Source organism: Tatumella terrea (assembly GCF_039523755.1).
GTDB lineage: Bacteria > Pseudomonadota > Gammaproteobacteria > Enterobacterales > Enterobacteriaceae > Tatumella > Tatumella terrea.
The window spans coordinates 55414-67514 of sequence record NZ_BAAAFX010000026.1; the positions used below are offsets into that span (position 1 = coordinate 55414).

Here is a 12101-nt window from a genome sequence, read left to right on the forward strand (position 1 = left end):
GATATCCGGAAAAAGCGGCGGGTTTATCATGCGAACGCGATGCGGGAGATTTTGTGGATAATGCGTTGCTTATTGTATGCAGCATCGTCCTCTGGCGGGCTACCTGGTGGCGATTCGCTGAATAAAAAAGAGAGTTAATAAAAAGATAAAGTAAACCGGGCTATGCCCGGTCACTCTTCCCGGGCACGGCCTTTCCGGCGGTCAGGGAATAAAATGTTCCCGTCACAGGGTTATTCCGGGTTGCTGAGACAACGATTGAGATCAGCACTGACATTATTGAATGTCCCGACGACCTGTGCCGGGTTTGCCGTTACCCAGGCACCGGATGTGGCTGATTTATCATCTTCAGGGGTCTGAGTAATCCGGCTGAAAACATAATGACGTTGTGACGCTGTCTCTGACACCTGCAGGGTAAAATTCACCACAAACGGCACCGGTGAACCCATCCGGTTGACGGTGTACGTTGTCTGACCGCTGTAGCCGTCAGCGGCCGGGACGAGACTCTGTGCGGCGTGGGTGGCCAGTACACACTGTCTGAGTTTCTCCGTGCTCAGAGGGCTGCCTGCCGACAGGGGGAAAGATTTGATGTATCCATACTGATTGCTATTGTCTGTGTAGACGCCCTTGATGGCAGTCACTGCCGCAGACTCAGGATGGCCGGACATACTGCAGCCGGACAGGAGTACCCCGACCAGTAATACCAGACCTGCTTTCTTATTCATGGTGCTGCCTCCCTGACAAATGTGTTTTCAATCTTAATGGGAAATGAAAGGCAGTAAAAGAACAACGCTGCAGCCTGTTACAATTACACGGGTTTTCACAACATCGCTTACACGGTGCGCACAAAAACCGGTTATGCGCAGGATGCAATGATGAGCGCCCGGGCGGGCCTTGCATAATATTGTGAATTCAACGGATAATCCCGCCCTCCCCGGCACGGCACTGACCGGCAGCTCACCGGTCACTGTCACGCATTGCAGGCCGGCGGAGGCTAACGCCCCGGGCCGGCAGATCCGCTGCCGGCAGTATTGAATCAAAATAAAAAGTTATTAAGCTATGAGCCAGCGTAACGCGCTGATAATTTAAAGCGATATTACATATGTTAAGAAGAAGCAAAGCAGGTATTTATGCCCATTGATAATGTCTATCAGGAAAAACGACTGCCTGGCGCCTTCCGTCAAGCCTGGGGGAAGTTTTACCATGACACGTCGGCCATGGTCGGGCTGTATGGCTTTGCCGCATTGATCTTTCTTTGCCTGTTTGGCGGCCTGCTGGCCCCTTACGGTGTCGATCAGCAATTTATGGGATACCAGTTACTGCCGCCTTCCTGGTCGCGGTACGGCGACGTCTCTTTCTTCCTCGGTACCGATGATCTTGGCCGGGATGTACTGAGCCGTTTACTGAGCGGTATCACGCCCACCGTCGGCAGTGCGCTGCTGGTCACCCTGTTTTCCGGGGTCTGCGCGCTGCTGCCCGGTATTCTTGCCGGGCTGACCCACGGTCTTCGCTCCGCCTTACTGAACCATATTCTCGATACCTTATTGTCGATCCCTTCCATGCTGCTGGCGATTATTGTGGTAGCCTTCGCCGGTCCCGGCCTGTTCCATGCCCTGGTAGCGGTCTGGCTGGCGTTGATGCCGCGGCTTATCCGCGCTATTTATATCGCCATCCACGAACAGATGGATAAGGAATATGTCATCGCGGCCAGACTGGATGGTGCCAGCCCTTTTATTCTGCTGCGTGATACCATTTTTCCGAATGTACTGCCCTCCGTGATCAGTGAGCTGACCCGGGCGCTGTCGATGGCCATTCTTGATATTGCAGCTCTGGGTTTTTTAGGCCTCGGTGCACAGTTACCCTCACCGGAGTGGGGAGCCATGCTGGGGGATTCGCTGGAGCTGATTTATGTGGCTCCCTGGACGGTCATGCTGCCCGGGCTGATGCTGATGCTTGCGGTGCTGATTATTAATTTATTCGGGGATGGCGTCCGCCGTGCCATTGAGGCTGGGGTAAAATAATGCCATTACTGGATATCCGTAATCTGACCATTGAGTTCTTCTCGTCCGAAGGCCCGGTGAAAGCGGTCGACCGTATTAATCTGACCCTGACAGAAGGCGAGATCCGCGGCCTGGTCGGTGAGTCCGGCTCCGGGAAGAGCCTGATAGCCAAAGCTATCTGCGGTGTCACCTCCGATAACTGGCGGGTGACCGCCGATCGCATGCGTTTTAATGACATCGATCTGTTGCGTCTTTCTCCCCGCGAGCGCAGAAAAATCATCGGTCATAATATTTCGATGATTTTTCAGGAACCTCAGTCCTGTCTGGATCCGTCTGAAAGTATTGGCCGTCAGCTGATGCAGGCCATCCCCCGCTGGACCTTTAAAGGGCGCTGGTACCGGCGCTTCTGGTTCTGGCGTAAAAAGCGCGCCATAGAGTTACTGCACAGGGTCGGTATTAAAGATCACAAAGATATCATGCGCAGTTTTCCCTATGAGCTGACAGAAGGTGAATGTCAGAAAGCCATGATCGCCATCGCGCTGGCCACCAAACCGCGCCTGCTGATTGCCGATGAACCGACCAATGCCATGGAGCCGACCACCCAGGCACAGATATTCAGGCTGCTCAGCCGGCTGAACCAGAATAACAATACGACCATTCTGCTGATAAGCCATGACCTGCGTACCCTGGGCCAGTGGGCGAACCGGATTAATGTGATGTACTGCGGACAAACCGTCGAAACGGCCGTCAGTGAGGAGCTGATCTCTGCCCCTCATCATCCCTACACTCAGGCGCTGATCCGATCGATGCCCGATTTCGGGCGTTCACTGCCGCATAAGAGCCGGCTGAACACCCTGTCGGGTGCGATACCCTCGCTGGAACATCTGCCAATGGGCTGCCGGCTCGGTCCACGCTGCCCTTATGCACAGCGCAAATGTATCGAAGCCCCGGCACTGACCGGTACCAAAAGCCACAAATACGCCTGTCACTTTCCATTAAATAAAGAGCTGTAGTTCCATGGAAACCTTACTCGAAGTCCGCGATTTGTCGAAAACCTATCGCTATAAAACCGGCCTTTTCCGTCCTCAGCATGTGGATGCGGTCAGAAATGTCAGTTTTACCCTGCGTGAAAGGCAGACCCTCGCCATCATCGGCGAAAACGGCTCCGGTAAATCGACGCTGGCCAAAATGCTCAGTGGCATGATCGAACCCAGCGCGGGTGAAATTATTATTAATAATCATCCGCTAAGCTTCGGGGATTACGGTTACCGTAGCCAGGTCATTCGCATGATCTTCCAGGACCCGGGCACTTCGCTGAATCCCAGACAACGCGTCAGTCAGATCCTCGATCTGCCGTTGCGGCTGAATACGTCCCTGACCCCGGAGGAACGGGAAGCACGCATCATCGAAACCCTGCGTAAAGTCGGTCTGCTGCGGGATCATGCCGGTTATTACCCGCATATGCTGGCGCCGGGCCAGAAACAGCGCCTGGCACTGGCCAGAGCACTGATCCTCCAACCACGGGTCATTGTTGCCGATGAAGCTCTGGCCTCACTGGATATGACCATGCGGTCACAGCTGGTGAACCTGATGCTGGAATTACAGGACAGGGACGGGCTATCGTTTATTTATGTCACTCAGCATATCGGCATGATGAAACACATCAGTGACTGTGTGATGGTCATGCACCAGGGAGAGGTGGTTGAGCGCGGCGGAACAGCCGATGTGCTGGCCTCTCCGTTACATGATCTGACCAAACGGTTAATTCAGAGTCATTTCGGCGAGGCTCTGACCGCCGATGCCTGGCGAAGGAATGACCGTTAATTCACAGAATTACGTCCTGTTTCACCGTAACTTTACCTGATAACCCATTGTCGTGTTAGAATCCCCGGATTGAACATCGCGGACAGGTTGTTAATTATACAATCGCCGCCGCCACAATAACTATTTTTAAGGATTACAGCTATGGGTTTTCTTTCCGGTAAGCGCATTCTGATCACTGGCGTCGCCAGTAAACTGTCTATCGCATGGGGTATTGCCCAGGCAATGCACAAGCAGGGTGCGGAACTGGCATTCACTTACCAAAACGAAAAATTAAAAGCGCGTGTTGAAGAATTTGCCAAAGATCTGGGTTCTGACATCGTGTTACCTTGCGATGTTGCTGAAGATGAAAGCATCAAAAGCCTGTTCACCGAACTGGAAAAAGTCTGGCCAAAATTTGACGGCTTTGTTCACTCTATCGGTTTCGCACCAGGCGACCAGTTAGATGGCGACTACGTAAATGCCGTGACCCGTGAAGGCTTTAAGATTGCCCACGATATCAGTGCCTACAGCTTTGTTGCGATGGCAAAAGAGTGCCGTGCGATGCTGAACCCGAATTCAGCACTGTTAACCCTGTCTTACCTGGGTGCAGAGCGCGCTATCCCTAACTACAACGTGATGGGTCTGGCGAAAGCCTCTCTGGAAGCCAACGTGCGTTACATGGCTAATGCGATGGGTCCTGAAAGCGTGCGTGTTAACGCCGTCTCTGCCGGCCCTATCCGTACGCTGGCGGCTTCCGGTATCAAAGATTTCCGTAAGATGCTGTCGCATTGTGAAGCGGTCACCCCGATCCGCCGTACCGTCACCATCGAAGATGTGGGTAACTCTGCAGCCTTCCTGTGTTCTGACCTGGCCGGCGGCATCACCGGTGAAGTCGTTCACGTTGACGGTGGCTTCAGCATCGCCGCAATGAACGAACTGGAACTGAAATAAGTTCTGTCAGCAGGCGGTATCAACCGCCTGTTTTTCTTCCTGCTTTTTTCTGCCACCGCCCCCCTGTTTATATATCTGCCCGTTATTAGTTAGTCTGTAACATTCCTTCTCCCTGAACCTTCTGTCAGTCACTATAGGCGCAGTGATTTTGCGCAGGCCCCCACGGGTCAGGCATGATATCAGAGGATTGTGTATGGAATTACGACGTCATAACCGTCCCACCGCAGGGGATAACAGCGATCCCGTCTTACGCCCGTCCACCCCCGCCGTCTGTCACCGATCTCCTGCCGTCAGGCAGCACCGTGATCTTCTTGCCGGACTGGCACAGCACCCGGTGCCGGATAAAAAGTTTCGCCAGCCACTGCAGCCCTTATCCCAGCACTCTGCGGCAATCTACAGCAGGCTGTTTCCGGAAAGTCCCTGTCCTGAGCCACACGGCAGCCTCACCCTCTATGAACGTCTGACCATCGCACTGACGGTCGCTCAGCTGACAGAAACCGGAGCCCTTAGCGACTTCTACGCGGAGTGGCTCAGCCCCTTACCGGGCCCCGCAGGGACCCGTGAAAATAATCTTCGGCTGACCACGATCACCGAATATACCCGTTTACTGACCTGCTCCTCGGCAGCAACCCCCTCCCCGCAGCGGGCGGGCCTGCAGCAATCGGGCCTGACTCTGGCGGATATCGTTACCCTGCACCAGTTATGCGGTTTCGTGGGCTGGCAGGCACAGTGGATTAGCGGAGTGATGACACTGGCGGCTGACGGAGTCACATCACATTACAGTAACCCCCCACTCCCCCCCTATCCTGACCTGCTCACCGGCGGGATCAGAGAGCCTTTAGCCAGGCTTAAGGTGTCCGGGCCCGTCACCGCCCGGCGTCACCTGTTGCGGGACATCAGGACACTGGGCCAGCCATCGCTGAACGCGGAGATTATCGGTCAAGCCCCGGCGGCAGCCCGTGCCTGGCTGATTCTGAGAGCGTTATCCGGCCCGACGGCCGATGCCGGTCACCTCTTTACAGAGAGTACTGCCATGCCTCCTGATTTTCGCCGGCGGACTTCCCCGCTTTCCTGCCGTGAACTGGAGGCACTGAAACGTCAGGATCGGAAAGCTGACGATCTGCTGTCGTTACTGGGCAGGATCGCCATGAATATCTGGGATTACCGGCTGATTCAGCTGGCCGTCGTGTGAGTCATGACCGGCAGCGCCCCGCGCGCTTCATCGAAGAAGTGCTGAACCAGAGGCGTGGCTTTACCCGCGCTGGCGATGACCATCGCTCCCTGGCGGTTCATCGGTGGCATATCGACCGGGCTCTCCCCGAGCCCGTTCAGCATCGCCGGCAAAATATGACCTTTCGGGGCCAGCATCACTCCCATACCGCGATGAACACTTTCCAGCAGTTGCGATACGGAAGCACTTTCGATAATGGTGCGGAAGGATAACCCTGCCTGCCGGAAGCCATTATCCAGATAACGCCGGAAGTAGCGTGTCTGTTCGGCCAGGCAGAGCGGCAATGCTGCCACTGTTGCCAGCGGCAACCGCTCACTGCGCGTCAGTTGCGCAAAGGTATTGCGGCAATAGAGCGCCACCACGCCTTCGTCGGCAAAGAAGGCAGCCTGAAACTGTAACTGACGCAAGGTGATCAGTTCGAAAAAACCAAAAGCCACATCGACGGTGTGACCGTTGATCGCTTCCAGTAACTGGTCTGCACTCATCACATCAATCCGGTAATTAATTTCAGGATAGCGTGCCGATACCGCCTGTAAGACCCCGGTCAGTGAAATACTGCACTGCGGAACCACGCCCACCCGCAGTGTGCCCTGAATACCATGTTTCATGGCATCGACTTCCAGTTTCAGCCCCTGATACACAGAGACCATTTCCCGCGCCCAGGAGAGTACCCGTTCGCCTTCCGGCGTGAACCCGGAAAATGTATTAGTCCGGTTAATCAGAGAAACGCCCAGTTCATGCTCGAGGTTCTTCAGCCGCATGGAAAGTGTCGGCTGACTGACAAAACTGGCTTCGGCGGCCCGGCCAAAATGTTTTTCCTGTTCCAGGTTACACAAATAGACCAGTTGTTTTAAATCCATGTGCTGTCCTTCCGGTACTAAAGCATCGATCATCTGCGTCGCTGACTGGCCCCGGGCGCAGCCGGGAGCGTATGAGTTAAGGGTGGCCGCATTTAAGCCAGCTTGCAAGCGGCTCACGATAAACAGGCTCTATCGCTCGTTAATTGTAATCAATTAGACACCACGAAAACATAAAAGCACAATTCTGTTCATATAATGAGTACAATTATTCAACATCACCTAACGGAAGCGGCATCCACTATGAAATTTAAACGTCAGATTAAACCGTACCATGCGGCAGCCGGTGGCTGGGGTTCGCTGGAAGCCACGACCCGCTTCGTTTTCGACAGTAAAGCGGCACTTAAGAATATGCGCAACCTGATGCGTATGAATAAAGCCCGCGGGTTTGACTGTCCGGGCTGCGCCTGGGGCGATGATAATAAGAGTACCTTCAGTTTTTGCGAAAACGGTGCCAAAGCAGTGACCTGGGAAGCTACCCGCCGCACCGTTGACCCTGACTTTTTTGCACAGCATAGCGTCAGCCGCCTGTATGCCGAAAGCGACTATTTTCTGGAATATCAGGGAAGGTTAACCCACCCGCTCTCTTATAACCCGGAGACCGACCATTATGAACCCGTCAGCTGGGAAGACGCCTTTACTCTGATTGCTCAACATATTCATGCCATGGATAATCCGAACCAGATTGAGCTATATACCTCCGGGCGCGCCAGTAATGAAGCCTCATGGTTATATCAGTTATTTGGCCGCATGCTGGGCACCAATAATTTCCCTGACTGCTCCAATATGTGTCATGAAGCCAGCGGTACCGGTCTGAAACGGAGTATTGGTGTCGGTAAAGGCACTATCCGGCTGGATGATTTTGACAGTGCGGATGCTATTTTTGTTTTCGGACAGAACCCCGGCACCAACCATCCGCGTATGCTGCACAGCTTACGTCATGCCGCCGATCACGGGGCTAAGATCGTCACCTTTAATACACTACGTGAACGTGGCCTTGAACGGTTTGCCGACCCGCAGAATCCGCTGGAAGTGGTGACCCCGATGGCCGGGAAGATCAGTTCGTCTTATTACCAGCCCCGTCTCGGCGGCGATATGGCGGCCGTGCGCGGGATGGTAAAAGCCCTGCTGGAAGAGCATCGCCGCCAGCTGGCGCAGGGTGGTCAGGGAATTTTCGATATGCAGTTCATCAGTGAACACACCCACGGGGTGGAAGCCTATCTGGCGGCGGTGGATGCGACCGGCTGGGAGATGATTATTGCCGGGTCCGGCCTTTCCGAAGAGGAGCTGCGCCAGGCGGCGGCTATCTATCAGCACTCAGAACGGGTGATTTGTACCTGGGCGATGGGCATCACTCAGCATAAACATTCGGTCGATACTGTACGTGAGATGGCCAACCTGCAACTGTTGTTCGGCCAGCTCGGGAAAAAAGGGGCCGGCCTGTGTCCGGTACGCGGGCACAGTAATGTGCAGGGAAACCGGACCATGGGCATCGACGAAAAGCCCGGAGCCCCGTTTCTGGACGCGCTGGGCGCGCATTTCGGTTTCGAACCGCCGCGCCGCGCCGGGCATAGCACCGTGGAAGCCATCGAAGCCATGCTGCGTGATGAAATTCGTGTACTGATCACCCTCGGCGGAAACCTGGCGGCGGCGGCACCGGACTCCCCGCGCACCGAAGAAGCGATCCAACGCTGCGGTCTGACCGTACATATCAGTACCAAGCTGAACCGCACACACCTGGTCCCGGGCTATGAGAACAGCCTGATATTACCGACCCTGGGCCGTACCGAACGGGATATGCAGCGCAGCGGCTCTCAGTTTATTACGGTTGAGGATTCTTTCAGCATGGTCCATGCCTCTGAAGGGGTCGGTATTCCGTTGTCAGAGCATCAGCGTTCCGAAACCGCCATCGTGGCCGGGATAGCCAATGCCGTGCTCGGCAGAGAGAAAGCCGACTGGCAAGGCATGGCCGACGACTACTCGATTATCCGTGACCATATTGCCGCCACCCTGCCGGGTTTTGACGATTTTAATCAGAAATGCGAGCAACCCGGCGGATTCTATCTGGGGAATGCCGCTGCCCGGCATGTGTTCGGGACCCCGTCGGGGAAAGCCGAATTCAGTGCTGCCCCTCTGCCGGGAACACTGTTCCCGCAGCTTGGCGACGCGACGGTGCCTTTTGTTTTACAGACACTCCGTTCTCATGACCAGTACAACACCACCATCTATGGGCTGGATGATCGCTATCGGGGGGTTTACGGCCAGCGCAGGGTGGTATTTATTCATCCGGAAGATATGGCTGAACAAGGGATGCACGAAGGCGACCAGGTGGATATCGAAACCCTGTGGAATGATGGCATTACCCGGCAGGTGCACGGTTTTGTGCTGGTGCCCTATAACATCCCCCGCGGTAACCTGGCGGCGTATTATCCGGAGACGAACCCGCTGGTCCCGTTATCCAGTTACGGGGATGACAGCGGTACGCCAACCTCTAAGTCGATACCGGTGAAACTGGCCCTCACCCGGCAGCAGCCGTCATTACGTATCGCCTGAGGAAAAATCACGCAGAAAAGCCGGGGGATGAGTCCGGCTTTTTTTATCTTTCTCGGTTTGGCTATTGCCCGGCAGCGATGATTCGCGTAAAACTGTCAGCCGCTGTTAGGCCACGAAACTATAAAATTATGTTCCAGGATAACCCGCTGCTGTCGCAGCTGAAAGAAACACTTCATGCACAAACTCCCCGCGCGGAAGGTGTGGTAAAAGGTACCGATAAAGGCTTTGGCTTCCTGGAAGTCGATGCCCAGAAAAGTTACTTTATTCCGCCGCCGCAGATGAAAAAAGTGATGCATGGCGACCGTGTGGTTGCTGTCATCCAGACCAATAACGGAAAAGAAAGTGCCGAACCGGAAACCCTGGTGGAGCCCTTCCTGAGCCGTTTTGTCGGTCGCGTCCAGAAAAAAGATGACCGGTTATCGATTATTCCCGATCATCCGCTGCTGAAAGATGCCATTTCCTGCCGGCCCGCCCGTCACCTGGAACATGAATTTCAGGCCGGAGACTGGGCGGTGGCTGAGATGCGTCGTCACCCGTTAAAAGGTGACCGTAGTTTTTATGCCGAACTGACCGGGTTTATTACCTTCGCTGAGGATCATCTGGCCCCGTGGTGGGTGACACTGTCACGCCACAATCTGGAACGTGAAGCGCCGGACGTTGGCTTCGGTGAGATGCTCGATGAACAGTTGACCCGTGAAGATCTTACCGCGCTGGAATTTATCACCATCGATAGTGCCAGTACGGAAGATATGGACGACGCCCTGTACACCGAAGAACTCCCGGACGGTAAGCTTCGTCTGACGGTGGCCATTGCCGACCCCACCGCCTACGTCCCGCAAGGCAGTGAGCTGGATAAACTTGCCGCACAGCGCGCATTTACCAACTATCTGCCGGGCTTTAACATTCCGATGCTGCCACGTGAGCTGTCTGATGATGTCTGCTCACTGCGTCCCGGCGTACGCCGCCCGGTACTGGCCTGTCATATCGTTATTGATAAAGACGGTACACCGGAAGCGGAGACCCGTTTCTTTGCCGCATGGATCGAATCAAAAGCCAAACTGGCTTATGACGATGTTTCCGACTGGCTGGAAAATAGCGGTGACTGGCAGCCTGCCAGCGATGCGATAGCTCAGCAGATCACCCTGCTGCAACGTTTTTGCCTGGCCCGTAATGAATGGCGCCGTAAGCATGCCCTGGTATTCAAAGACCGTCCGGATTACCGCTTTATTCTGGGTGAGAAAGGCGAAGTACTGAAAATCGTTGCAGAGCCACGCCGCATTGCTAACCGCATGATCGAAGAAGCGATGATCACCGCCAATATCTGCGCGGCTAACGTGCTGGGTGAGGCGCTGGGCTTTGGTATCTACAATGTCCATGCGGGCTTTGATGAAGCAAATGCCGAACAGGTGACCGGGGTTCTTGCGGGTCATGGCATTACGGTCGATCCTAAAGAGATCGCGACCCTGGAAGGCTTTAAGGTGATGCGTCGTGAGCTGGACAGTATGCCGACCCAGTATCTGGATAGCCGCATCCGTCGCTTCCAGTCATTCGCCGAAATCAGCACCAAACCAGGCCCCCATTTCGGTCTGGGGCTGGAAGCCTATGCCACCTGGACCTCGCCTATCCGTAAATATGGTGACATGATCAACCATCGTTTACTGAAGGCGATTATTCTGGGCCAGCAGGCTGAATTGCCGGCAGAAGAGCTGACCACCATTATGGGTGAGCGTCGCCGTCTGAATCGCATGGCGGAACGGGATGTCGGGGACTGGTTATATGCCCGTTATCTGGCCCCCTATGCCGGTACCGACCAGAAGTTTGCGGCAGAAATCATTGATATTTCGCGCGGCGGTATGCGTGTCCGTCTGACGGACATTGGTGCCGTAGCCTTTATCCCGGCGCCGTTTATCCATAGTGTGCGGGATGAACTGGTGTGCAGCCAGGATAGCGGCACCGTACAAATCAAGGGTGAAGAGCGCTATCGCGTGACAGATCTTATTGAAGTCACCATTGCAGAAGTCCGTATGGAAAACCGCAATGTAGTCGCCCGTCCGGTCGTCTGATGACCGCAGCATACTCCCTGCGGGGAGTATGCTCTTTTCTTCTTTGCTCCCTGTCTCTGACCGTTAACGGCCCTGCCGTGACTTCCTCGATGTTGCCTTTTACTGTGATTCTCCTTAACAGTTTACCGCGTTGCTGGCCCACCCGGCGGTTAAAAGACCGGCAAGGCATGACTGCGGATCTCAATGGGGCCGCTGAATGACGGCCGGGAAGCCCCGACGCCTCCGAAAAGCAGACCTTCACCAGTATTTGCAAAAAGATTCAGAATATTCACGCTATTCCTGTCCGCAGTTTTCGCTGTACTCTCTCAGTCATCGGCTGCCGGACGGCCGTCATCCCTGCGACGGGCCGTTATCCGGTCCATCACAGGTTACAAGATTTTAGTCGTTTTATTCGCCGTCAACGGCAATAAACTGAGGAGCTGACCGTGATCATCACAAAAAAAACGATAACGTCGATGATTGTTATCACACTGCTGGTCGGAAGTGTTACCGGATGTTCTAACTGGTCAAAACGGGACAGACATACCGCTCTGGGCGCCGGGATCGGCGCTATCGGCGGGAATATACTGACGGGCGGGAGTACTCTGGGGACCTTAGGGGGTGCAGCCGTAGGTGGCGTTGTCGGCCATCAGACGCACTGAACCAA

Annotated in this window: 10 protein-coding genes; 8 read left to right on the forward strand and 2 right to left on the reverse strand. The window is 54.8% G+C overall.

Annotated features, from left to right (window positions below):
* Window positions 1-230 precede the first annotated feature (230 nt).
* Window positions 231-722 carry a hypothetical protein gene (locus tag ABD035_RS16975; RefSeq protein ID WP_343871303.1) on the reverse strand — a complete coding sequence of 164 codons (492 nt, stop codon included), beginning with the start codon at window positions 720-722 and terminating at the stop codon, window positions 231-233.
* A 405-nt stretch (window positions 723-1127) separates the two neighbouring features.
* On the opposite strand from ABD035_RS16975, the gene sapC reads away from it, so the two are divergent.
* The 5 genes from sapC (at window position 1128) to ABD035_RS17000 (ending at window position 5943) form a co-directional block, all read left to right on the forward strand.
* A complete protein-coding gene (sapC, locus tag ABD035_RS16980) occupies window positions 1128-2018 on the forward strand; it encodes a putrescine export ABC transporter permease SapC (protein ID WP_212712933.1) in 891 nt (296 codons plus the stop codon).
* Window positions 2018-3010, forward strand: coding sequence for a putrescine export ABC transporter ATP-binding protein SapD (sapD, locus tag ABD035_RS16985; RefSeq protein ID WP_212712934.1), 993 nt, complete (start codon window positions 2018-2020; stop codon window positions 3008-3010). The genes sapC and sapD overlap by 1 nt, the downstream gene beginning before the upstream one ends.
* Before the next feature lie 4 nt (window positions 3011-3014).
* Window positions 3015-3821 (forward strand): putrescine export ABC transporter ATP-binding protein SapF, encoded by an 807-nt coding sequence (sapF, locus tag ABD035_RS16990; RefSeq protein ID WP_212712935.1) that lies wholly within the window; start codon window positions 3015-3017, stop codon window positions 3819-3821.
* A 141-nt stretch (window positions 3822-3962) separates the two neighbouring features.
* Window positions 3963-4751 carry an enoyl-ACP reductase FabI gene (gene fabI / locus ABD035_RS16995; protein WP_025903097.1) on the forward strand — a complete coding sequence of 263 codons (789 nt, stop codon included), beginning with the start codon at window positions 3963-3965 and terminating at the stop codon, window positions 4749-4751.
* Between the two features lie 193 nt (window positions 4752-4944).
* Window positions 4945-5943 (forward strand): hypothetical protein, encoded by a 999-nt coding sequence (locus tag ABD035_RS17000; protein WP_343871304.1) that lies wholly within the window; start codon window positions 4945-4947, stop codon window positions 5941-5943.
* Here the strand turns inward: ABD035_RS17000 and ABD035_RS17005 are convergent.
* On the reverse strand, window positions 5925-6842 hold the full coding sequence (locus ABD035_RS17005; RefSeq protein WP_343871305.1) for a LysR family transcriptional regulator: 918 nt from the start codon (window positions 6840-6842) through the stop codon (window positions 5925-5927). The two genes, ABD035_RS17000 and ABD035_RS17005, sit on opposite strands and share 19 nt — an antisense overlap.
* Before the next feature lie 240 nt (window positions 6843-7082).
* On the opposite strand from ABD035_RS17005, the gene ABD035_RS17010 reads away from it, so the two are divergent.
* The 3 genes from ABD035_RS17010 (at window position 7083) to ABD035_RS17020 (ending at window position 12096) form a co-directional block, all read left to right on the forward strand.
* Entirely contained in the window at window positions 7083-9392 is a 2310-nt protein-coding gene (locus ABD035_RS17010; protein WP_343871306.1) for an FdhF/YdeP family oxidoreductase, read from the forward strand.
* A gap of 128 nt (window positions 9393-9520) precedes the next feature.
* The gene (locus ABD035_RS17015) at window positions 9521-11455 is read left to right on the forward strand and encodes an exoribonuclease II (RefSeq protein ID WP_212712939.1); all 1935 of its coding nucleotides are present in this window, start codon (window positions 9521-9523) and stop codon (window positions 11453-11455) included.
* A 455-nt stretch (window positions 11456-11910) separates the two neighbouring features.
* The gene (locus ABD035_RS17020; protein WP_249213476.1) at window positions 11911-12096 is read left to right on the forward strand and encodes a glycine zipper 2TM domain-containing protein; all 186 of its coding nucleotides are present in this window, start codon (window positions 11911-11913) and stop codon (window positions 12094-12096) included.
* Window positions 12097-12101: the final 5 nt, after the last annotated feature.

What these genes read in the sequence shown, in the direction of transcription:
- sapF (WP_212712935.1), top strand. Translation starts at nt 3,015, where the DNA reads ATGGAAACCTTACTCGAAGTCCGCGATTTGTCGAAAACCTATCGCTAT.
- ABD035_RS17000 (WP_343871304.1), top strand. Translation starts at nt 4,945, where the DNA reads ATGGAATTACGACGTCATAACCGTCCCACCGCAGGGGATAACAGCGAT.
- ABD035_RS17020 (WP_249213476.1), top strand. Translation starts at nt 11,911, where the DNA reads ATGATTGTTATCACACTGCTGGTCGGAAGTGTTACCGGATGTTCTAAC.
- fabI (WP_025903097.1), top strand. Translation starts at nt 3,963, where the DNA reads ATGGGTTTTCTTTCCGGTAAGCGCATTCTGATCACTGGCGTCGCCAGT.
- sapD (WP_212712934.1), top strand. Translation starts at nt 2,018, where the DNA reads ATGCCATTACTGGATATCCGTAATCTGACCATTGAGTTCTTCTCGTCC.
- ABD035_RS17005 (WP_343871305.1), bottom strand. Translation starts at nt 6,842, where the DNA reads ATGGATTTAAAACAACTGGTCTATTTGTGTAACCTGGAACAGGAAAAA.
- ABD035_RS17010 (WP_343871306.1), top strand. Translation starts at nt 7,083, where the DNA reads ATGAAATTTAAACGTCAGATTAAACCGTACCATGCGGCAGCCGGTGGC.
- ABD035_RS17015 (WP_212712939.1), top strand. Translation starts at nt 9,521, where the DNA reads ATGTTCCAGGATAACCCGCTGCTGTCGCAGCTGAAAGAAACACTTCAT.
- sapC (WP_212712933.1), top strand. Translation starts at nt 1,128, where the DNA reads ATGCCCATTGATAATGTCTATCAGGAAAAACGACTGCCTGGCGCCTTC.
- ABD035_RS16975 (WP_343871303.1), bottom strand. Translation starts at nt 722, where the DNA reads ATGAATAAGAAAGCAGGTCTGGTATTACTGGTCGGGGTACTCCTGTCC.